Source organism: Treponema sp. OMZ 799 (genome assembly GCF_024181365.1).
Classification (GTDB): domain Bacteria; phylum Spirochaetota; class Spirochaetia; order Treponematales; family Treponemataceae; genus Treponema_B.
The window spans coordinates 1,522,056-1,543,825 of the sequence record NZ_CP051301.1 but is presented as its reverse complement, the minus strand read 5'-3'; the positions used below and the strand labels follow the sequence as shown (position 1 = coordinate 1,543,825).

At 38.0% G+C, this 21,770-nt stretch carries 18 protein-coding genes, 1 tRNA gene and 1 other RNA gene; 2 read left to right on the top strand and 18 right to left on the bottom strand.

Features of this window, described 5'->3' with window-relative positions:
- Nucleotides 1–41 precede the first annotated feature (41 nt).
- From rodA to dnaG, 10 genes are all read right to left on the bottom strand, one after another.
- Nucleotides 42–1,343, bottom strand: coding sequence for a rod shape-determining protein RodA (gene rodA / locus E4O04_RS06955; RefSeq protein WP_253688094.1), 1,302 nt, complete (start codon nucleotides 1,341–1,343; stop codon nucleotides 42–44).
- Nucleotides 1,340–3,193, bottom strand: coding sequence for a penicillin-binding protein 2 (mrdA, locus tag E4O04_RS06950; protein WP_253688095.1), 1,854 nt, complete (start codon nucleotides 3,191–3,193; stop codon nucleotides 1,340–1,342). Before mrdA ends, rodA begins: the two co-directional genes overlap by 4 nt.
- Nucleotides 3,190–3,699, bottom strand: coding sequence for a rod shape-determining protein MreD (gene mreD / locus E4O04_RS06945; protein ID WP_253688096.1), 510 nt, complete (start codon nucleotides 3,697–3,699; stop codon nucleotides 3,190–3,192). The genes mrdA and mreD overlap by 4 nt, the downstream gene beginning before the upstream one ends.
- A 4-nt stretch (nucleotides 3,700–3,703) precedes the next feature.
- Nucleotides 3,704–4,567, bottom strand: coding sequence for a rod shape-determining protein MreC (gene mreC, locus E4O04_RS06940; RefSeq protein ID WP_253688097.1), 864 nt, complete (start codon nucleotides 4,565–4,567; stop codon nucleotides 3,704–3,706).
- Between the two features lie 5 nt (nucleotides 4,568–4,572).
- A complete protein-coding gene (locus tag E4O04_RS06935; protein ID WP_253688098.1) occupies nucleotides 4,573–5,607 on the bottom strand; it encodes a rod shape-determining protein in 1,035 nt (344 codons plus the stop codon).
- A 17-nt stretch (nucleotides 5,608–5,624) separates the two neighbouring features.
- Nucleotides 5,625–6,560: a tetratricopeptide repeat protein gene (locus E4O04_RS06930; RefSeq protein ID WP_253707031.1), complete on the bottom strand. Its 936-nt coding sequence runs from the start codon at nucleotides 6,558–6,560 to the stop codon at nucleotides 5,625–5,627.
- Nucleotides 6,561–6,576: 16 nt separating this feature from the next.
- Nucleotides 6,577–6,922: RNase P RNA component class A (gene rnpB, locus E4O04_RS06925), an RNA gene on the bottom strand.
- Nucleotides 6,923–6,930: 8 nt separating this feature from the next.
- Nucleotides 6,931–7,761, bottom strand: coding sequence for a zinc ribbon domain-containing protein (locus E4O04_RS06920; RefSeq protein WP_253707029.1), 831 nt, complete (start codon nucleotides 7,759–7,761; stop codon nucleotides 6,931–6,933).
- Nucleotides 7,762–7,774: 13 nt separating this feature from the next.
- On the bottom strand, nucleotides 7,775–9,637 hold the full coding sequence (rpoD, locus tag E4O04_RS06915; protein WP_253707027.1) for an RNA polymerase sigma factor RpoD: 1,863 nt from the start codon (nucleotides 9,635–9,637) through the stop codon (nucleotides 7,775–7,777).
- Nucleotides 9,630–11,417: a DNA primase gene (dnaG, locus tag E4O04_RS06910; protein WP_253707025.1), complete on the bottom strand. Its 1,788-nt coding sequence runs from the start codon at nucleotides 11,415–11,417 to the stop codon at nucleotides 9,630–9,632. The genes rpoD and dnaG overlap by 8 nt, the downstream gene beginning before the upstream one ends.
- 220 nt (nucleotides 11,418–11,637) lie before the next feature.
- On the opposite strand from dnaG, the gene E4O04_RS06905 reads away from it, so the two are divergent.
- Nucleotides 11,638–12,402 (top strand): Rpn family recombination-promoting nuclease/putative transposase, encoded by a 765-nt coding sequence (locus E4O04_RS06905; protein WP_253707023.1) that lies wholly within the window; start codon nucleotides 11,638–11,640, stop codon nucleotides 12,400–12,402.
- A 244-nt stretch (nucleotides 12,403–12,646) separates the two neighbouring features.
- On the opposite strand, the gene E4O04_RS06900 is transcribed toward E4O04_RS06905, so the two are convergent.
- Nucleotides 12,647–13,102, bottom strand: coding sequence for a PepSY-like domain-containing protein (locus tag E4O04_RS06900; RefSeq protein WP_253707021.1), 456 nt, complete (start codon nucleotides 13,100–13,102; stop codon nucleotides 12,647–12,649).
- Between the two features lie 106 nt (nucleotides 13,103–13,208).
- Here E4O04_RS06900 and E4O04_RS06895 point away from each other — a divergent pair, with 106 nt between their 5' ends.
- Nucleotides 13,209–14,450: a S41 family peptidase gene (locus E4O04_RS06895; RefSeq protein ID WP_253707019.1), complete on the top strand. Its 1,242-nt coding sequence runs from the start codon at nucleotides 13,209–13,211 to the stop codon at nucleotides 14,448–14,450.
- A 10-nt stretch (nucleotides 14,451–14,460) separates the two neighbouring features.
- On the opposite strand, the gene E4O04_RS06890 is transcribed toward E4O04_RS06895, so the two are convergent.
- The 7 genes from E4O04_RS06890 to ispE form a co-directional block, all read right to left on the bottom strand.
- Nucleotides 14,461–16,158: a S1C family serine protease gene (locus tag E4O04_RS06890; protein WP_253688105.1), complete on the bottom strand. Its 1,698-nt coding sequence runs from the start codon at nucleotides 16,156–16,158 to the stop codon at nucleotides 14,461–14,463.
- Nucleotides 16,136–18,172 (bottom strand): tetratricopeptide repeat protein, encoded by a 2,037-nt coding sequence (locus E4O04_RS06885; protein ID WP_253707017.1) that lies wholly within the window; start codon nucleotides 18,170–18,172, stop codon nucleotides 16,136–16,138. The genes E4O04_RS06890 and E4O04_RS06885 overlap by 23 nt, the downstream gene beginning before the upstream one ends.
- Nucleotides 18,173–18,181: 9 nt before the next feature.
- On the bottom strand, nucleotides 18,182–19,537 hold the full coding sequence (gene tilS / locus E4O04_RS06880) for a tRNA lysidine(34) synthetase TilS (protein ID WP_253707015.1): 1,356 nt from the start codon (nucleotides 19,535–19,537) through the stop codon (nucleotides 18,182–18,184).
- A 143-nt stretch (nucleotides 19,538–19,680) separates the two neighbouring features.
- Nucleotides 19,681–20,316, bottom strand: a complete 636-nt coding sequence (locus E4O04_RS06875) for a 50S ribosomal protein L25 (protein ID WP_253684698.1) — start codon at nucleotides 20,314–20,316, stop codon at nucleotides 19,681–19,683.
- A gap of 70 nt (nucleotides 20,317–20,386) precedes the next feature.
- Nucleotides 20,387–20,459 (bottom strand) — tRNA-Gln (locus tag E4O04_RS06870).
- Between the two features lie 80 nt (nucleotides 20,460–20,539).
- Nucleotides 20,540–20,827 carry a septation regulator SpoVG gene (spoVG, locus tag E4O04_RS06865; protein WP_253684699.1) on the bottom strand — a complete coding sequence of 96 codons (288 nt, stop codon included), beginning with the start codon at nucleotides 20,825–20,827 and terminating at the stop codon, nucleotides 20,540–20,542.
- Between the two features lie 64 nt (nucleotides 20,828–20,891).
- Nucleotides 20,892–21,746, bottom strand: coding sequence for a 4-(cytidine 5'-diphospho)-2-C-methyl-D-erythritol kinase (ispE, locus tag E4O04_RS06860; RefSeq protein ID WP_253684701.1), 855 nt, complete (start codon nucleotides 21,744–21,746; stop codon nucleotides 20,892–20,894).
- Nucleotides 21,747–21,770 lie beyond the last annotated feature (24 nt).

Genomic DNA, 21,770 nt, shown 5'->3' with positions numbered 1-21,770 from the left:
GGCACTCAAAAGAGTGCCTTTTTTTATTTTTAAGTCTTTTTCTACAACTGCCGCAAGTTTATTCCGATAACGACGCCGACTGAAATCATGGCTGTCCAAAGAGAGGAGCCGCCGTAAGATAAAAACAAGAGGGGGATACCTGTGATAGGCATTATACCCATGACCATACCTACGTTTACAAAGAAATGGAAAAAGAACATGGATAAGATGCCTGAAACAATAAGTTTACCAAAAAGGTCATCGCAGCGCTTAATCGAAAGAAAAAATCTAAAAAAAACTATGCTATAAAGGGAAAAAACAAAAAGACCTCCTAAAAATCCCCATTCTTCCGATAAAATACTGAAAATAAAGTCGGTACTTTGCTCGGGCAAATACCGGTAGTGGCTTTGAGTTCCCATAAGATAGCCCCGTCCGGTTAAACCGCCTGAACCGATAGCCGTGATGGACTGGATTATATTCCACCCGTGCTTTAGCGGGTCTACTTCGGGATCCAAGAAAATAATTAAACGCATCATCTGATACTCTTTTAAAGCCCTCACCCCGGCTATGGACCCTGCAAAAGCAATAGTGATAAGCGAAAGAACATAGGCTATCCAATAATAATATCTTCTTTTTAGTAAAACATTACCTATCATAGCAATAACGGTTGAGATACCCATCGCAAACAAAATAATAATAGAAACTTGAGAATTTTTTAAAATATTTGTCATAATATGACTTGTCTTTAAAATTACTTCTTCCCAAAGAGGCATAAGGGTAAACACTATTGTTAATACCCCAAGAAAAAAGACATAGAGGATAAAACGCAGCGGTATACCTGCAATAAAACACATTATCAAAAAAATCGGAATATATACGCTTGCGGTTCCAAGGTCGGGCTGTTTTAAAATAAGGGCAACAGGCACAAACATTATTGCCATGGCCTTTATAAAACGTTTCAAAGGTTCTTCATTTTGAGATTTTTCCAAATAATAAGCTAAAAAAAGAATAAAAATAAGCTTAATAAATTCGGAAGGCTGGATGCCGAGATTTTTTAAACCTATCCAGCTCCTTGCATTATGCCTTACAGTTCCAAAAATCCCTGTATACAAAAGCAAAAGCATTCCCAATAAATAAATTAAAAAGGTTCTGTCCTTTATACGCCTATAATCATAAATACATGAAAGCAAGAGTAAAGCAATACCGGTACAAGCCCATAAAATCTGCTTTTTATATTCCTTAGAAACAAGCTCACCGCTTGAGTTTACACCTGAAGAATAAATAAAAAGTATGCCTATAAACGACAAAAGAACAACAGCCAAAAATAATAAATAATCAAAGTTTGTAATTTTGCGTATGTTCATTCGCTTCTCCTTACAACTGCAGGGAGTTGTCTAAATCCGAGATAGTCTATAGTTTCATCATAGGTTTGATTTGCAAGAGTTCCATGCAGTATTATATTGGCAGCATATGGGGCCCACCATTCCCATCCGTTTACAGCCTCGACAATAACACTGACAACTACCATATCCTTAGGAGGCGCATCATAGGGACCGTAAGCGACCATCCATGAATGCCAACTATCATCTAAACCGACTTCAGCAGTTCCCGTTTTTCCTGCAAGGCGGAACATGGGATTTTTCATGGGAAAGCGGGCCTCTCCCTGTATCGTAACAAGATTCATGGCCTGTCTGACTTGTTGAAAGATCTCCTGTCCTATATTTTCTTGATGAAGAATTTCAGGTTGAATAGTTTTTATAACCTCACCGCTTGAAGGATCCCTTATTTCTTTTAAAAGGTGGGGTTTATAAATTATTCCGTTATTTATAACCATGCAGGCCATATTTGCTACCTGAAGCGGGGAAGCAAGAGTAAAGCCTTGACCTATCGACATATTCATTGTGTCTCCGTTAAGCCATTTTTCATGGAAACGGCGCTCCTTCCACTTAGGTGATGGAAGCACACCATGAGTTTCATTAGGTAAGTCTATCTCGGTAGATTGACCTAAACCAAAACGTTTCGCATAATCGACGATTTTTTCGATACCCAAGTAATCGCGGCACACAGTCCAATAATAAACGTCACAAGATTTTGCCAAGGCTTCGTTTAAGGCCAATTTTCCATGACCGGGTTTCCTTATATGACATCTGAATACACGGTTTCCATATTCAATTTCTCCCAAACAAGGAACCGTGTTTTCAGCCGGAAAAGCTTTTTCATTTAAAATGGCTGTGTTCATTATAACTTTAAAAGTAGAAGCAGGAGGATAATTAGCCCCTATTGCCCTGTTCAAAAGCGGATTATTAGGATTTTCAAACAATTCTTTTGCAAGAGAACTTGTAATTTCCTTACCGAAGATATTTTGATCAAAAAAAGGATAAGAAACCATTGCCAAAACCTCTCCTGTTGTAGGTTTCAAGACTATGGCAGCCCCTATTCTGGGACCTAATGCATCTTCCGCCAGTTTTTGAATCCTCTTGTCAATGGTAAGCACAAGGTTATTCCCCATCTTAGGAGGTGTTACAACCGTAGTATTTTCTATGTATCTTCCCTTGGCATCTACCGTCCGATATTCCACCCCATCGGTACCGCGCAAAATTTCATCATATTGCTTTTCTATTCCGGCCTTGCCTATAATACTGTTTGATGTATATCCTTTATTATAAAAACGGGTCAATTCGTCCGTGGTAATATCTCCTACATATCCTATTATGTGGGAAAAAGAGCGGGTATCTACATAGTTTCTGACAGGCTTCGAGTGCCATGAAACCCCCGGAAGAGAATCTATACTTTCTGCAACCTGTACAATAGTAGAATAATCGACATTCGATTTTATTTCTATCGATCTAAAATCTCTTCTGACACTTACCGGTAATTTTTTTTCTATTTGCGAAACCGGAATTTTTAATATCGAACTTAGCCTGTTTATTACGGTATCAAATTCCTGACGAGGAACCTCGCCCGGAACAATATCAACCGCAAAGGAGTCAATATTTAAAACCATAGGAGTATTTGCTTCCCTGTCAAAAATCTCGCCTCTTTGAGCAGGTATAACGGTTGTCCTTTTCGAAATATTTTGAGATTTTTTCTTAAATTGATCCCCATGAATAATCTGCATAGAAAACAGTTTATAGGAATAAGCTATCAAAATAAAAAAAACGAAGATTGAAAATAACCTAAGCCGTGAATTTAAACTGTCTTCGGTATTTTTCATATTGTGCTATACTCCTTCGATATAAAGGCTTGAGGAAAGAGATTAAAAAATAAAAATACCAAGGGAGTAAAAAAAACATTTACCGCTGCTTCTATGACAAAGTTTATCGAAAAAACGTCATAGGTATGAATGTTTTGCCCAAAGAGTATCTTTAAAACAAATAAAAGTATAACCTTAAGTATAAAGCCTAGACTGCCTAAAACACAGGGAAAAATTACCTTGTTTAAGTTATAAAGCCCGTAAAATTTTCCTATTAAGTATCCTGTCAGAGTAAAAATAAATGAATGTAACCCTATGGGAGCTGCCGACAAAAAATCGGCTAAAAGACCTGCAATAAACCCGCAAATCAAACCTGTAAGAGATCCGTTGGAAATTGCAATGTAGATAACGGTAAGCAAAACCAAATCAGGCAGCACAGTAAAAAAAGATATATGAGAAAAAATAGCCGTTTGAAGCAAGGTTATAAAAAAAACGCTTAAAGAAGTCCACAAAATAACTTTTTTCAATTTATTAAAACTCCTTTTCTATTTTTGAAGTATCAAGCACAAATACATATTCCAAACAAGAAAAATCTATTATAGGATTTACATATAGCTCAAGCGAGGTTTCATAATCAAGGGCCTTAATTTTAGAAACATAACCTATAGGAATATTTTTTGGGAAAATCGAAGCATCATCAAATCCGGAGGTAATTATTTTATCGCCTATTTTAATATCATCTCCTGCCCTCTTTTTTATATACTTCATAACTAGGGGCGAATCTTCCGAGCCTTGTCCGCTTACCACCCCGCGATGTTTCACCAGGTCAACTTTTGCTGCAACATGACACTGATAATCATAGATAGGTATAACCATGGACGCCCCCCTTCCTACCTGTAAAATTTTTCCTACAAGGGCCATATTTCCGTTTTGGAAGGCTATAACAGGCATGTCTTTTCTGACACCGTGCTTTACCCCCCTGTTAATAATCATCCCGGAATACAGAGCGTTAGGATCATAACCTATTATTTCGGCAGGAATGTTTGCTATTTGGATGGTGTCGGTAAATTTAAGAAGGGTACGCAGCTCATTATTCTCTCTTTTTACATCGGCATTAGAGCGTTCCAAAAGTTCATATTTTTCAAGCTGCTTTGTAAGCTCATTATACTTTGCTTTTAAATCCCATAATTCCCTAACCGAAGAAACGCTTTCCCCCACAAAGGAGGAAACATTGTAAACAGCTTTTTCCGTTCCGGCACTTACCGAAAAAGCCAATCTTTTAAAATCCAAAATAAAAGAACCGCCGGAAAAAGCCATAAGAACGGATGAGATTAAAAGGAATAAAATTAAAAGAAAAACTTCAAGATTTAGTTTAAACGAAAGTTTTTTCTTCATAGGGTCTAATTATTTAAGCTGTCATAAAGACTGCGGTCAACAGTCATATCCCTAAACACTTCATAATATCTTCCGGCACCTATTGCAACACAGTCCATAGGATTTTCAGCCAAGATTACAGGAACACGGGCTTCTTTAGCTATAAGTTTAGGAAGACCCTTCAATAAAGAACCTCCTCCGGTCATTACAATTCCTCTTTCAACAATATCGGCAGTAAGTTCAGGCGGTGTCTGGGCTAGGGTTCTTTTAATCTCTTCAACAATCTGTGTAACAGGTTCTTTTAGAGCTTCCCTGACCTCAACAGAGTCTATTTCCAATCGGCGGGGAAGTCCCGTGATGGCATCGGTACCTTTAATTTCGACTTTTTCGATTGTTTTTTCGGGAGAAGCGTTGCCTATGCTTATCTTTACTCTTTCCGCTGTCTGCTCTCCGATTATAAGATTATCAACCGAGCGGACATGCTTAATGATGGCTTGATCGAACTCATCGCCTCCTACCCGGATAGCATTTGTTACAACCATGCCGCAAAGGGAAATAACCGAAACTTCGGTAGTACCGCCTCCGATATCGCAAACCATATTTCCGGCAGGCTCGTGAATAGGAATATTTGCACCGATGGCTGCAACCAAAGATTCCTCCAAAACCTTAACCTCTCCGGCCCCTGCCTTCATGGCACTTTCATAAACAGCATTACTTTCAACATCCGTAATACAACTTGGAATACCTATAACCATTCTGGGTTTAACAAAACGGTGCTTAGGTAAAATTTTAGAAACAAAGTAGCGGATCATCTTTTCGGTAGTGTCCATATCGGCAATAACCCCATCCTTTAATGGCCTAATAGCCACAATATTTCCCGGAGTTTTCCAAAGCATTCTTTTAGCTTCGGAGCCTACGGCGACCACCCTCTTTGTACCCCTTTCAACGGCAACAACGGAGGGCTCATTCACTACTATGCCCTTTCCGTTCACATAGATAATAGTATTGCATGTTCCCAAATCTATTCCTATATCTGTTGAAAATCTTTTAAAAAAGCCCATTTCATCCCCCAAAATTTTTATAAATTTAGTTTAGCCCGTGTTTTTACATGGAGCGGATCGAATTTAAGAGCTTTCCGCCATTCTGCACGGGCCTTTATCATATCTCCTTGAAGTTCATATACAACACCCAAGCCGTAATGAGCATCGGCTGAGGTCATATCCTTTTCAAGAATGGTATTAAATTCCTTTACAGCATCATCTATCTTATTCTCTTCGATAAATAAACTACCCAATAAATATCGGCATTTTAATTCTAAAAGTGTATCCTTCGTTTTATCTATTGTTTCAAATAAGTACAACTTCGCATTTTGTTTATCCGAAATCTTAATATAGTTTTCGGCAAGAGCAAAAAACAATAAGTCTGAAGGGCTATTTGCAAGGGCATCCGAAAAAGCATCGATAGCTCTTTCAGGCTCCCCTAAAAGAGATGCCGACATGCCTCTGAATTCCGATAAATCTGCAAATTTTTCTCCGGAATTATATGCAATATCCAAGTATTTTAGAGCAAGGTCTGCATAATAATATCCCTTTTGATAATAAGCCTTTCCCAATACATAGGCAATTTTTGACTGTTGGGATTTTGAAACGCAGTACATCGCCTGTCTTAAATTCAAGATAGAATCATTTAGATAAGCATAGCTTACGGAAAAATCGGTTTGCTCTGCAAAGATATAATAGGCTGCAAAGCCCCTCATAGCCAAGGCCTCACCGTCATATGCCCTTCTTTTTAAAATACTTTCGGTTTTTTGATATACGCTCTCGTAATTTTTTTCGGCCCAATCGGCATAAACCTCTTTCATGGAAGGTATGCCTGCATAGTTTTTATTATAGATATATAAAAAATAGACGGCAGAAGCCGCACACAAGAGAAAAAGCAAAATTATAAAAAATTTTTTTGAACCTCTTTTTTTGTTTGAGAAATTTTTATGTGATCTTCCTTTTGCAAATTCCATTTTTATAATACCTAAAAAAAGGGATTAATAAGCCGGATTCTGTTTCTGTAAAACAGACGGAACCATCTTTCTTAACTCTGCTTTACAGCAGACCTTTATCGCGGTTAACCCGTAAATTAAGAATCGGAGATTCTTTACTGCTTAACCTTGCTCCCGATGAGGTTTACATTGCCGTTTCCGTTGCCGAAAACGCGGTGGGCTCTTACCCCGCCCTTTCACCCTTACCGCAAAATGCGGCGGTTTACTTTCTGTTGCACTGTCTGTAAACGGAAACTTTCATTTCCGTTCCCCGGCCGTTAGCCGGCATCGTTTCCGAAGGAGTCCGGACTTTCCTCTGCAAATGCAGCGGTTCCCTTAATCCCAAAATTATTTAATCGTCGTCTTTACCGTCTTCAAAGCTTGAAAGGAAATCCTCATTTGCAGAATCACCAATATCAAGCAGCCCTTCCATATCGGAATCATTAAAATATGCTTCCTGATCGGTTGTTAATTCGGATTCCTCATAGAATAGAATACGGCTACAGTAGGGGCAGAATTTTATATCCTGACCTGACCTTACTTCATTTACAAATTGAGCGGGAAGAATCATGTGGCAGCCCATACAAACATTTCCTTGAACGGAAACAATACCGACGCCATGTTTATTCTTTATAATTCTGTCGAATTTAAACATTGTTTCATCGCTCAAACCCGGAGAAAGTTTTTTTTCTTCCTGCTTCAACTGTTCTACCTTATTTTGTTTTTCGGAAACCTCCGAGTCCAAGAGCTGTTTATGTTCTTCAAGTTCTTTCTCGGTTTGTGTAATAAGCTCTTCTTCCTGCTTAATGTTTGCATCTAAAATTTTAAACTGACTTTCAAGCCTTAGAAGATCTTTTCTTATAGTTTCGGCCTTTGTAGTAGAATCATCGATTTCCTTTTGCAAGATTTCATACTCGCGCTGAGTTTCGATATTATCCATCGCTTTTTCGGCCTTTTCTCTCTTTTGTTCAGCTTCAAAAAGATCAGCCTTCAAAACGGCAATACCTTTACGCAGCTCTTCATACTCGCTGTTCATTTGGATATAACCGGACTTTAACTTTTCCAAAAGCTCTTCCTGCTGTGTAAGAGCCTTTGGGGCATCCAAAATCTCCGTTTCAAGTTCATTTTTTCGAGCAAGAATATCCTGTAAAGCTCTCAATTTTTCCAATACATCATTATCCATAAATTACACCCCTTTAATTATCAAGATAATCTTTTAATTTTCTGCTGCGTTTAGGATGGCGCAGGCGCCTTAATCCCTTTGCTTCTATTTGCCTTATTCTTTCACGCGTTACGTCGAAGTATAAGCCTACTTCTTCAAGGGTAAGAGGATAGCCTCCCTCAATACCAAAGCGCATTTTTAAAACTTCCTGTTCGCGCTCAGGCAAACTTGAAAGAACCATTTCAAGCTGCTCCTGTAAAAGAGTAAGTTCGGTTCGGTTTGAAGGATTTTCAACTCCCTTATCTTCAATTAAATCTCCCAAAAGGGTGTCTTCTTCTTCACCTATAGGCGTTTCAAGAGAGATCGGTTCTCTTGCGACATTTTTAACCTGCTTAACTTTTTCGATTGACCAGCCCAACTGCAAGGCTATCTCATCATCATTGGGTTCACGGCCTAGTTTTTGCATAAGCTGGCGAGACTCTCTGTTTACCTTGTTTATCTGTTCAATCATGTGAACAGGAACACGGATTGTACGTGCCTGATCCGATATTGAGCGGGTAATAGCCTGACGGATCCACCATGTAGCATAGGTAGAAAATTTATATCCCTTCCTGTACTCAAACTTTTCAACAGCCTTTATAAGCCCTATATTTCCCTCTTGTACAAGATCAAAGAACTGTAGTCCCCTGTTTATGTACTTCTTGGCAATCGAAACGACAAGACGCAAGTTTGCATTTATGAGCTTATCTTTTGCATTTTTAAGCATCCTCTGGCCGTTTTTGATTTCTGAAGTAAGCTCAATAACCTCATCTACCGTAGCTTCAAAATCGTATTCTACCTTGCGTATCTTACGAGTCAGCACCTGAATTTGAGTGTATATATCCTTTACTTCATTGGCCGAAATATTAAGTTCTTTTTCGAGTTTTTCTCTTTCCCGAGGAATTGCAAGCCGCTTACCCAGTTTTCTTAAATCGGCATAGCTTTTAATGCCCAGCTGTTTTTCTTTTCTTTCTTTTTTATTTTGATAGTCCTGAACCTTTTCGGTAGCTTCGATAAAGCGGTCTGAAATTTTTTCTATTTCTTCCGATTCAATGTGAATACGTTTAAGGCTGTTAAAAATCTTCTTCCGCAAAGCTTGAAGTTCAGGACTTTCCAAAAAGCTTTCCAAGGTTTCTCTGTCATACCAGTGCTTTTTTAAGGACATATATTGCTTAATTTCGGAATATATGTTCCTTAAGCTGTCGCCGTAAACCTGCTTGAGACGCTTTTTTTCGGCCATTTCTTCACTTAACTCTTTGCGCGGCTTATTGGACTCGGCAGGGTCTAGCTTTGAAAAGGCCTTTTGTCCGATTACAAAAAATTCGGGAATTAAGATACCGGAATTTTTTATAACCTTTTTGATAATGGACTCTCCGTCTTCCATGCTTTTTGAAAGAGAAACTTCCTCGTCGGCAGTTAAAAGATCTTCCTTGCCTATCTCCTGAAGATAAAGCTTAATCGGATCGTCAACTCCGGCTTCGTGAGAAGTTCTAACCAGTTTTTTTGCCGTCTCATGCCTGGGCTTTTCTTTTTCGATATACGGAGTTTCGACGTCATCCGAATAAGGACTTTTTATATCGTCATCATCGTCTTCTTCATATGCATCATCCAATAAACGATAGTCCTCATCATTGCCGCCCTGAAAATCGGAGTCGGTTTCCGAATTGGTTTCGGATACCCCTTCATTTTTTATTTGAATACCGGCGCCTTCCAAAATATCCAGAATATCGGGTATAGTTTCCGGAGACATTAAGTCTTCGGGCAGTAGATCATCAAGATCACTCAATCCTATTGTGCGCTTCCTTTTGGCATATTCCAAAAGTTTAATAATCGCAGGATTCTTTTCGAGATCAGTCATACACCTTTCCCTTTAATTTTTTTAGTTGAATGTCGATACTTTTTTTTTCTTCCATTAGTTCTTTTGTCAAGTTTACCGTATCGACATTCTTTTCTCCATGTAATAACCTTAATCTGCCTATGATTTTGTCTTTTTGTTTTTGTAGAACATTTTGTTTTATAAAATTTATGCCGTCATCGACTACCTTTTCAGAGTTGTCGGCGAATTCACCCTTAGAAATTGTCTGAGAAACAATATCCTTTAATTTTTCTTCCCCGCATCTGTGCATTAGATTTGCATAAGTATAGGCACCATCTCTATAACATTCTTCTAAAACAATAAACAAATGTCTGGCATAAAAATCCTCAAAATCATCAGGGCTCAACTCGGAACGCAAACGGGAAAACAGATCAGTATTTGCCGCAACGGCAAGCACCAATCGTAACTCGGCATTCATTCTTATATTTACCGGCTTTTGTTTTACCTCGTCAACTATATGCCTTAGAGCCTTTTTTTCGCGGTTTTCATAATCGCCGAAAATTGCTTGTTGACTGACACCAAAGGCCGATGAAAGTTTAGAAATTGCAGACTCCCTTTGAATATCGGATTCCAGGACCTCAATATACGGAAACAAAAAGGCTATAGCTCCGGCCTTTCCTTCCGGACTGCTTATATCAAATCTCATGGACGCAATTTGTATAAGATAATCGTCGTCTACTATAGCACATTCCAAAAGAAATTTCAAGCCTTCTTTTCCTTTTTTTTGTAGAATTTCGGCAGGGTCCTTTCCGTCCTTCATATACAAAACGCGTACATTTACCCCCAGCCCCCTGCAAATTTTTATAGCCTTGTAAGAAGCTTCCTGTCCGGCCGAGTCCGAATCAAAGGCAAGATAAAATGTATCTGCAAAGGATTTTAAAAGTTTTACCTGATCTTCGGTAAGGGCCGTTCCCAAGGGAGCCACGGCATTTTCGATTCCGGCCTGAAAAAAGGCTAGAACATCCATGTAGCCCTCGCATAATATTACCGACTTCAATTTTCGGATCTCAGGCAGAGCATGATGAAAGGCAAAAACGGTTTCTCCTTTTTTATATTGAGGCATATCCGAGGAGTTTAGATACTTAGGTCCCTCTCCTTCCAAAATACGGCCTCCGAATGCTATTGTTTTTCCGTGACGATCGCAAATCGGGAACATAAGCCTATCGGAAAAAAAAGCTATATTTTTATAGTTTTTAGAAAAAAGTCCTGTTTTTTCCAGCAGGGATTCGGAGTAATTTTTTGACAACAAAAACTTATGAAGCCAGTACCGGTCTTTAGGAGAATAACCCAGATTGAATTTTTCGATTATTTCGGGAGAAACATTTCGGGAAAGAAGGTAATCGAGGGCTTTTTTCCCCAAAGGATTTTGAGTTAAAAGAAAATGAAAGCTGCCTGCAACCTTGCCGTAAAGTTCTAAGATTTCGTCTTTAAGTTTTGCCCCTTCATCGGGAACATAGGAGCCGCCCTCATAGATGACCTCAATACCTGCATTTTTTGCAAGCCGCTCTACTGCTTCAGTAAAGGAAAGCTTTTCCATCTCCATCAAAAAGTTGATGGTTCCGCCGCCCTTGTGGCAACCGAAACAATAATACATCCTTTTATCGGGAACAACATTAAACGACGGAGTTTTTTCATTATGGAAGGGACAGCAGCCCCACCAGTTAGCCCCCCGCTTTTCCAAGCGGGTATAGTTCTCGACAAGGGATACAATATCGGTCATTTCGGTTACTGCATCGACTGTTTTTGAACTTATCTTAGGCATTTATCACTCCTTAAGTTTTTTAGGTAAGTGATTTTACTATAAAGAGGCTTAAAAATCAAGCACAGAGGTTTGGTTGGTTTTTATACAACCGCAAGGAACGCAAAGGAATTTTTAAAAGTTTTAATAATAAATATTTTATCCGGAAATTTTAGTATTTTTTTCAAATAAATCCTACAAATATAATGAGGAGGAGAAATATGAAAAAATTAGGAGAAAACAAATGGTAAAAAGATTTGAAGATTTGACATTACAGGATGATTTTATGTTTTGTAAGGTTATGCAAAACCAAAAGCTATGTAAAAAACTTATTGAAATGATACTATTTGATACAATAGGTAAAATTGCGTATGTTTCGGTGCAGCATAGTATTAACACCTATGAACAGGCAAAATCCGTAAGGTTTGATGTTTTGGTGCAAGCAGAAAACGGTAAATTTTATGATGTGGAAATGCAGGTAAGCAATGAAAGGAATATCCCAAAAAGAATGCGATTTTACCAAGCAGCCCTAGATATTTCTTTTTTGGATAAGGGCAATTCCTATAACAACTTAAACGACAGCTTTATAATTTTTATCTGTTTATTTGATGTTATAGGCAAAAATAGGCCTGTTTATACTTTTAAAAATCTTTGTATAGAGGACAAAAATACACCTTTACAAGATGGCACACAAAAGGTTATAATAAATGCGGAAGCTTTTAAAAACACTGAGGACAAAGAACTAAAGGAATTTTTAACATACCTTAAAACAGGTAAAACAAATAATGAATTTACAAGGGGGATAGAAGAAATGATACAAACAGTAAAACAAAACGAACAGGCAAGACAAGAATACAGATTATTATCTACTTTTGAAATGGATATTAAGGATAGTACCGAATATAGAGTTAAAAAGGAAACAGCAAAACTTATGAAAAAGAGAGGATATCCAGTGTCTGAAATTTTAATAATGACGGGGCTTTCCGAATCCGAAATAGAAAAATTGTAGTTTTATAAGTTTTTTTATTAAGCCCTTCTTTAAAAGTCTTAATAACAAATTTAGTAACGCCCTCCCCTAGCCCGACCTCTGAATTTGCTTAAATCGTCTGTCTTTTATCTCAATTAAAAAATTAGCTCAAAACTTGCCTGAAATCGGGGTTCTTAGGGGCAGAGCCCCTAAGCAGCCGTTGAAGGGAGAGGGGGTCACAGGGGGAGAGGGAAACTTGCGTCTGAACAAGTTTCCCTTTCCTCCTCTATTTATCTATCCTCAAAAATTTTCCCTTTAAATCGAATTTAAGCTCAAGGCCGCTGTTAAGCTCAACTTCTTGGGTCTTTTTTTCAAGGTGCCAATCCATGATATAATTATCGGGATAATTCTTTTTGACATAATCTAAAATTTCTTTTGGTATAACTGAATCAGGGAGCTCTGAGTTACCGTCAATTCCGGTTATTTCGCCTTTAGAGTTAAAGTCCAAGTCAATCTTGTTGTCAAGCTCTACTTCATACTTAACCGATAAGCCGTCCTTTTCTTTTTCAATTTTTAAAGGTTTTGCATCAGGAAAGTGAGTTTTAATATAGGTTTGAGCTTTTTCGGGTAAATTGCTAAACTCTATAAGCTTACTTTTTCCATAGAGCATACAGGAAGAAAAGAGCAACAATACGGCAAACAAAAAAACATGCCTTCTAAAGATCACAGATTGTTTTTTCATAAACACCTCCACGTGTAAACGGTATGAATAATATAATCAAATAAGAGGAAAGCGGCAAATCAAATTTTACCTTGACAATCAATCAATTATCTTTAATAATATAACTATGATAAAAAAATATTTTGTGCTTTTTTTTGTGTTTAGTATTTCGTTATTTTCTTGTTCAAATTATTCAAAGGGCGATAAAGAGCGTTTTATCCCCTTAAAAGAAATGAAAACCGATTACGAATATTTTTGGGACTTTATCGAGAAGGGCTATCCCAATAAAAATACATGTATAAGAAACGGAGCCGATTTAAAATCAATAAAAAAATATTATGCCGAAAAATTAAAAAACTTAAAAACCGAAATCGATTATATGAAATTTTACGGTATAATATGCTCCGGAATTACAGACAAGCATTTTTTTGGTCATCTGGGAATTGTAGATTACGGCTCATATAAAAACGATATTGAAACAATTTCTTTAGAAAATAAAAGAGATGAAGATTTTCACTATATAAAAAAAGATAAAAGAGTCGAGGCCTTTTATACAAAAGGTTTAGGTTCTAACGCCGAATATATGACTGCCGTACAAAGATATGAAAAACAAAAGAAAGATATAGCGAAATTCGTATTTAAAAAAATAAAAGACGATATTTTTTATATAAAAATACCGGCATTTTTACCTACAGAAAATTTTGATTGGAATGATTTTGAAAAGTATCAAAAAGAAATAACAAAAAACAAATATAAACATTTAATAATAGATTTAAGGGATAACGGAGGAGGCTATACCTTTTTATGGAAGAAATTTTTAGTTTCTCCTCTGATAAAAGAAGCAAAGACTTTTAAGATGATTGCTTTTTATAACCCTTCGGAATTTTCCGACCGCTACCTTCCATTTTTCTTAAAAGGAGATCGATGGACTTTCCCTGCAAAAATTTCAAAAAGAAAGAATTTGCCGCACTTGGAAAATTTAAATAAAGAAGAGGCAGCTTCTTTTAAAGAAGCCTATGATTTAGAATATACCGTAGAGCCTGAAAGAAGCGATTTTCAATTTGACGGAAAAATATGGGTGCTTGTAAATAGAAAATGCTATTCTGCCTCAGATGCCTTTGCTGCCTTTTGTAAGCAAACAGGCTTTGCAAGTCTTGTGGGCGAAAATACAGGGGGATCGGGCTTGTTACCCATTCATCCTGTCTATCTGAAATTTCCCAAAAGCGGAATGCTTATTAAATATGATATGTTCTACACCTTAAACCCTGACGGCTCAAACAATGCGGAAACAGGAACCGCCCCCGACTACCCTGCAAAACAAAAATATGCCTTAGAAACCTGTCTTGAAATAATCGAAAAAACTAATTAATACAAAGCTTTTAAAAGAAAAGCGGATTATCGAGGTAGGCACTTAAAACCATAAAGCTGTCCATGTAACCGGCCTTAACCTTTTTTGTATAGATATTCACATGAATAATCTCTTCATTGTCTTCATCCCATCTTTTTCCGTTAATCTCGATATAGTCATTTACACCAAAGGCATTTTCCGATGCAAAGCTTCCCGGGATAACCTCAGAAACCCTATAAGAATTTCTTTTACCCACCGATTCAAGTTTAAACCCAAAAACGGGAAGCATAGATCTTGCTATGCTGTCCTTTCTAAAAACCGAAATGCCCGGATATAAAGGCCGCTCGGCACATAAAACAGGCCAAGTTTTTTCTTCATAAATACCGGCCTCATTTTTTTGAAAACCTTTAATTAGTACTATAGTTTCGGGAGCAATCGATAATAAATTTGCCTGTATTTCTTCCACCGAATTTACAGGAACACCGTTAAATTCTTTTATTACGCTGCCCTCATTTATGCCCGAGATCGAAAAAGGACCGTCAGGAAGAACATAGTTTACAAGAACCCCGGCGGGAACTCCAGCAGCTGCATTGGAGCCTTTTTGGTTTTGGCCATGACAGCCCAGCCAAGAATGTCTTACTTCTCCGCCCTTATATAGATCGGGAAGAATAGCCTTTAAAAGCTCAACAGGGATTGCAAAATTAAGGCCCTCGTTTCTTTCAAGGCCGGCAAAGACTACGGCTTGAACAAGGCCCTTATCGTCCACTATAGGGCCGCCTGAGTTTCCGTGATTAACGGCAGCATCTATCTGCATTATATCTACCATAGAAAAAAGTCTGCGGTATTTTGCCGATATTATACCTGAGGTGAGCGTTTTTTCCAAACCGGCCGGAGAGCCTATTGCATAAATTCGGCTTCCTACACCTAAATCCTTTGAAGAACCAAGGTTAAAAATAAACTGAGGTGTGTACTCGGTCTTTACCAAGGCCAAATCAAACAGGGGATCCCAGCCTACAACCCTTGCAGGAATTTTCACATTGGGATTATCAGGCGACTTAATATAAAGCCTAGAATAGCCGTTATATTTTTTATCAACCTCGCTTTGGATAACATGATAATTAGTAATAAAATAACCGCGGGAATCTATAAAAAAACCTGAACCTATAACAATGTCGGGCGAGGCATAACCTCTTTGAATACGTGCCCCCCTATCTACCCAAACGGTAAGAGAGCCCTTTATCATTTCATCTATATTTTGAGGAAAAGAAGATGATTGGCCGGACAGAGGATTTTTTTTATTTTGCAAGTTTAAAAGAGGAAGATCGGCATTTTTTTTCCATAAGATATTCCTTTCTTCAAAGATACGCTCTTCAGTCCACCCGGCAGGGCGTTTTCCGATTGCAGTAAGAGACCTAAAGTAGCGGACAGCCTCATCCCATTTTTTTTCATCTATGCTTTTTAAAAATGCGGCTTCAGTTTTTTCTATCGATTTTAAGTTAATCTTGTCCACTTCTTCAAAATTTTTTGTGTTAAGATGCAGAATCTGAGATCTGATTAGTGCATCAGCTATCTTACCCGATTTAAGGAGTCTTTCGGCGTAGTCAACCTGATATAATACACTGGATCTATCCGAATAATCGACATATTCGGTATGTTCGGTTGAAGTACAAGAAAAAATCAATAAAAAGAGAAGAGAAAAAATAAGTTTACTCATTGACGATTTCAGCAAAAACAAACCCTCCGGAGCGTACGGCAAAAACTTCGATATTATTTATACTAAACATATAGGAAACAACCGGCAGGGTTGTTTGGTTAAATATTTCAGTAATTTTTTCGTTTACTTTTTCGATATTTACAGGACTTCTATTAAGCCAAAATACATTTCCTTTATCCGAAGGAATCAGCATAAGATTTTCTTTTCCGTCAAATAACCGTACCGGAATACCTTTTTTATAACTAACACGGATTATTTTATTAAGCTTGGGATGAATCCATTCGGTTTGAGAGTCCCCGTTTTCATATTGTATATATTTAATTTCAGAGGAACCGTCCTCATCGCTGTCCCAAACCTTTGTAACAACACCGTCTTTTTCATAATATTCGGAATATTCATAGAGTTTGTTTTTATTTAAATCTATATCCATTCTTTTTAATATACCGTTTCGATCATACTCAATTCTTGTTTCAAAATAACCGTCCCCATTCTTATCTGCATTTTCAAAGACAGGTAAGCCGCTTCTGTAATTCGTTTGAGAGTACAGCGCTCCTGCAACACTTACCTCGGCTTTTATCGGGATACCCTTATCAAAGAATATTTTTTTTATGCCTCCGTCTATGTACGGGGTATTTTCTTCAGAAAAGGCCGAGGAGTAAATCAAGGAGCCTTCATGTATACTTCTTATACTTTTATCGACTTTTAAAGAAAAGAAAGCCTGTTGTTTTTGGTGCACACCATATAATTTTAGGTTTAATTCTTTTAATTCTATCGGCGCCCATTTTAGATCAAGGGGGCGCATAGTATACTTTTTACCGTTTTTGATAAAATTTTTAACGGCAGGATATGAATCATAGGACACCGAATATTCATTTTTTTTCCCGTAAATTACGGATGGAACACCGAAATTGCATTCTACAGTGTATTCGGGATATCCTGTTTGGAAGTTGTCAAATTCGGCACACCAAGGCCTGCCGTTTTTATAATAAATTTTAGAATCGATAATTAAGTCCCCGTTTTCATCATCAACAATCAATCCCTCATAGACCGATAAAAAATTTTTAAGCTCATTTCTCAATTTGGAATTTACAACCAAGCGTAAAAGTTCAACCAAATGAGACTCATACATAGCTTGAGTAAGGATGTATTCCTTCAAAATCGGATTAAAATAATAAACCTTAGCCGACAAAAATTCGTTTACAGCCGTTTGCTCATCTATTATACCGTATCTGAGACAAAGTAAGGTAGAGTATGAGCGGTTATACAAATCGTTAAGATCGTGCGATTCGGTAAAAGGTAAATACATACCTCGATATAATTTCAGGCGTCTGATATTTTCTTCCGATTTTGTTTCAAAGGGACTTGCAAGTAAAAGAAGAGATGGGTCCTCATCCTGCCACGCATAAAGCCGGGAAATTATATGTCCGGCCAATTTTTTACCGAAAAAACTCACTTTTTTTCCGCGCTCTCTCAGAAAAAACAATTTTGCAAAACGGGAATCAAATGCCCAGCGGTCTAAGGTTTCGGATATCAGCTGCTTGGCTTCATCATATCGCCCCAAGCCGTAGAGGGCATCAGCTTTTACATAGTCAGCCTCAGCCGACTCAAAGGGTAAGAGCTTGACGAGTTCCAAAGCTTCCCTGTATTTTAACATTCTTGTATTGACTTGAGCAGCCAATAAACGGGCGGCATTTATATCGTATAAGCGCCAGATCATTCCGTCGGCACAAGCGGCATCGGCTTTTTGCAATATATCTTCGTTGGGTTGATTTAATTTTAAACCGCATATTGCCTGGATATATAAAAAATCGGCAGTTTTAGGATCATACACTTCACCAAGCTGGGCCTCAAACAAGGCTTCTTGCCATTTTTCTTCGGTAAAGAGCTTAGCAGAATTCTGTAAACATGATAGGGCAGCCGATAAATTTACCCCCTCACTTTGATCGGCATAAAGCCCCATAAAAATCAAAAGAAAAAAGGCTAAAATCTTATATTTGAGTTTAAAATCATAAAATTTACAAGATGTCATCTTTTACCCCTATAAAAACTTTTTGCCGAAAACGGCTCCGTATATTCCTTTAACTACCCCGCCCTCTTCGATTATCGGCAAAATATTTCTATTTTCGTAGTCTATATTCCACTCATTTATAATCTTTTTTACCGATTTTTTTGAACCGTAAGAGGTCTCTATCTCATCACCGAAAAGGCGTGAGCGCACACAAAAGGGAGGCTTAAAAGGACCTATACCGCAAGTTTTATCGCTTTCGTGCACTATAAAAAAACCGTCTTCAGTTTCTACAGCCTTAAATGTTCCTGCGGGCGTGTCAAAAGAGCAAGGCTTATCGATCCAAATAGAATAAAAGACGTCCCCCGGCTTTTCATCATTTTCATCCTTAAAAAGCAAGACCGAATCTCCTTCTTTTTTTATACAAAAGCCGCCCGAAAAAATTATATTTTTTGTATCTGAAAGCTTCATTAAATCTTCAAAAACCGAGTAAGGGATTCTTCTTTTCCCTTTTAAAAGAATGAGACCTTCTTGAAGAAATTTAAGTTTTAAGGCTTCTTCAAGGCTTACAAAAAAAAGAAATTTACACCGGCAGCAGGCGTCCCCTTTTTTGTTCTTATCCAATATCCATGCTTCTTTCTTTGTTCTATAAGAGTCAGTAATAAAATCGTTTTGAGCCCTGATTTTTGCTAAACTTTTATCCAAGCCGCTTTGCCAGCCGTCAAAACAAACGGTCAAAGCAGGAATAAGATTATGCCTGACCTTGTTCCTAAGATAGGAGGTCTCAAAATTAGTAGCATCTTCTCTCCACGGGATATTTTTTTCTTTTAAATATTCTTCTATTTCTGACCGGCTAATATTAAGAAGCGGGCGGATAAATCTGCCCCGTCTTGGAGAAATCCCCATAAGGGCTTCAGGACCGGCACCTTGAAAGAGCCTCATCAAAACTGTTTCATAATTATCGTTTTTGTTGTGGGCCGTCAAAATATAATCGGCATTTAAGGAATCCGCCGTCTTTTCAAACTCATTGTACCTCAAAAAGCGGGCAGCATCTTCAATTCCCGTTTTTCTGCTTCGGGCTTCATCGAATACCCTATTTTTAGGAATTTCGGCTAAGATACAGGGGCACTTATTTTTACAAAAGTCTAAAACAAATTGTGCATCGCCTAAGGTTTCATTTTCAGGCCTTATATTGTGGTTTACGGTTATGACAAAAATTTCGGCTTTTATATCGCTCTTTAATTCCAAGAAGGCTGAAAGCATGGCCATAGAATCGGCTCCTCCGGAAACGGCAAGCAGGAGTCTTACAGGAGCGGCATCTCGGCCGATCTTTTTATCGGATAGGGAGGAAAAGCCAAGAAGCACTTCTTTTAAAAACGATTTTACCATATGATAGATTTTACATAATTTATAAAAATGGTCAACAGTTATGAAAGGGGAAAAAATCAGTTTTTTAAAATACAGAATAAACAAAAAAACCTTCCGTTCTTTAACTTAAGGAAGCGGAAGGTTTTTATTCATAAAAATAAGACTTATTTAGCCTCTTCTGCAGCAGGGGCAGCTTCAGTAGAAGCAGCTTCTTCGCCTTCGGCCTCAGCAGCAGGAGTTGAAGTCTCGGCTGCAGCAAACTTGATGGCTGCAACAGTTATATCATCGCTTGTTAAAACGGTAACAGCCTCAGGAAGTTTAATATCCCTGACATGGAGCGACTGATTTACATCAAGGGCTGAAACATCAACAACGATTCTGGGAGGCAGATCCTTAGGCAGACACTCAAGTTCAAGCTCGGTTATACCTGTCTCAAGAATACCGCCATGACGTACACCTTCGGGAGAACCTTCAAGTCTGATCTTAACCTTTGTACGTAAGGTCTTTCCTCTTTCTACCTCGTAAAAGTCGATATGTTTAATCTTATCCGTAACAATATCATGCTGAAAATCTTTAATAAAAACTTCGTAATCCTTTCCCGCTGCATTTAATGTTACAATAGTACTTTCGGTAACAAGTTTAAAAAGTTTCATAAATTCTCTTTCATCAACATCAAGAGAAACGGATTTGCCGTGCCTATCATACATTACTGCAGGAATTCTTCCCGCTCTTCTCATTTTTACAGCGGCATTTTTACCGTATGTAGATCTTTCATTCGCATTTAACAGTCTCTGTTCCATAATCCCAGAACTCCTCTACTACCAATTATTTAGTTTGCAAAAAGGACCGCCGATAAAAGCGGTCTCAAAACTGGGACGGTAGGATTCGAACCTACGGAATGACGGCACCAAAAGCCGTTGGCTTACCACTTGCCGACGTCCCAAATATATACAAAAAGCTAAAAGCTAAATTGTATCCAAAAACAGAAAAAACTATTATTACATCGCAAATTGACTGCTAAAGCTAGATTCCAGCCTCAGCATCTTGCCCGGGCATAACAGGTGTTTTTTCGTAAACCTCCAAAACAGCCTTTGTCATTTTTTCCCTGAACTCGGCAGTGATAGGATGAGCTATATTTTTAAACTCACCGTTACTCAGCTTCCGGCTCGGCATTCCAATGTACAAACCGTCATTACCCTCAATCACTCTTACATTATGAAGGACAAAGCAATCATCGAACGTAATATTAGCATAAGCCTTTAAACTACTCCCCGGACTCACTTTCTGAACACGGACTTCTGTAATTTCCATACTGTCCTCCTTGCATAAAATATTGGTAACATCTTTACCTACCAATATTTTACTACGCTTTCTATCAGAACGCAAGTAACAAGAAGAAAAAACATCGGCCATATTCAGCAAAAAGCTTGGAATAAGCATTTTTGACTGCTTTTTCATCTTTAAAAAGTCCAAAAACCGAAGAACCGGCACCGCTCATAAGAGCAAAGTCGGCCCCGTAAGTTAAAAGGTCTAGTTTTGCCTTTTTTATTGCAGGATATTCAATAAAAAGAACATCTTCAAAGCTGTTAAAAAAAGGCCATTCACGGCAGTCTTTGCCGCAAAAAAGCTCAGGATTAAAAGCAGGATTCAGTATCTCCGATTCTTTACGGCCTAAAAGGCTGTAAGCCCTGGGCGTAGCGCTTTTTATTTCGGGATAAATCAAAATCCCAAAATAATCTGAAGAAACGGAAACTCTTTTTATTTCTTCTCCGCGGCCTCTTACAACCGCAGCTCCATCTCCCAAAAAAAACGGAACATCGCTTCCTATTTTCAAAGCTATAGCTCTTAAGTCTTCTTCCCGTAAACGAGTAGAAAACATCTCATTAAGCCCCCGCAAAACCGAAGCGGCATCGGAAGATCCGCCTCCCAATCCGGCGCCTTCAGGGATTCTTTTTAGGATCCTCACGGTAACACCTTCAGAAATACCGGTAAAGCTTTTAAACTCTTCATAAGCTCTTGTAATGGTGTTCTCTGCCGGCAATTCAGCCAATGGAGACAGCACCTTACATTCTTTTTTATCCGGTTTTCTTTGCATTAAAAGATCGTCGGCAAGAGAAATCGGAGCAAAAACACTTACAAGGTCATGGAACCCGTCACTTCTCTTTCCTAAAACTTCCAAATGCAGATTAATTTTTGCATGAGCTTTAAGGCTAATCGCACTTTTAATCATGTCCTAAGCATTATATCCAATTAT

Coding starts and splice junctions, on each gene's coding strand:
- E4O04_RS06875 (WP_253684698.1), bottom strand. CDS start 20,316: ATGGAACAGAGACTGTTAAATGCGAATGAAAGATCTACATACGGTAAA.
- mreC (WP_253688097.1), bottom strand. CDS start 4,567: ATGAAGAAAAAACTTTCGTTTAAACTAAATCTTGAAGTTTTTCTTTTA.
- E4O04_RS06900 (WP_253707021.1), bottom strand. CDS start 13,102: ATGAAAAAACAATCTGTGATCTTTAGAAGGCATGTTTTTTTGTTTGCC.
- ispE (WP_253684701.1), bottom strand. CDS start 21,746: ATGATTAAAAGTGCGATTAGCCTTAAAGCTCATGCAAAAATTAATCTG.
- tilS (WP_253707015.1), bottom strand. CDS start 19,537: ATGGTAAAATCGTTTTTAAAAGAAGTGCTTCTTGGCTTTTCCTCCCTA.
- E4O04_RS06935 (WP_253688098.1), bottom strand. CDS start 5,607: ATGGGCTTTTTTAAAAGATTTTCAACAGATATAGGAATAGATTTGGGA.
- mrdA (WP_253688095.1), bottom strand. CDS start 3,193: ATGAAAAATACCGAAGACAGTTTAAATTCACGGCTTAGGTTATTTTCA.
- rodA (WP_253688094.1), bottom strand. CDS start 1,343: ATGAACATACGCAAAATTACAAACTTTGATTATTTATTATTTTTGGCT.
- rpoD (WP_253707027.1), bottom strand. CDS start 9,637: ATGACTGATCTCGAAAAGAATCCTGCGATTATTAAACTTTTGGAATAT.
- E4O04_RS06920 (WP_253707029.1), bottom strand. CDS start 7,761: ATGGATAATGATGTATTGGAAAAATTGAGAGCTTTACAGGATATTCTT.
- spoVG (WP_253684699.1), bottom strand. CDS start 20,827: ATGGAAATTACAGAAGTCCGTGTTCAGAAAGTGAGTCCGGGGAGTAGT.
- E4O04_RS06905 (WP_253707023.1), top strand. CDS start 11,638: ATGGTAAAAAGATTTGAAGATTTGACATTACAGGATGATTTTATGTTT.
- E4O04_RS06885 (WP_253707017.1), bottom strand. CDS start 18,172: ATGACATCTTGTAAATTTTATGATTTTAAACTCAAATATAAGATTTTA.
- E4O04_RS06895 (WP_253707019.1), top strand. CDS start 13,209: ATGATAAAAAAATATTTTGTGCTTTTTTTTGTGTTTAGTATTTCGTTA.
- E4O04_RS06930 (WP_253707031.1), bottom strand. CDS start 6,560: ATGGAATTTGCAAAAGGAAGATCACATAAAAATTTCTCAAACAAAAAA.
- dnaG (WP_253707025.1), bottom strand. CDS start 11,417: ATGCCTAAGATAAGTTCAAAAACAGTCGATGCAGTAACCGAAATGACC.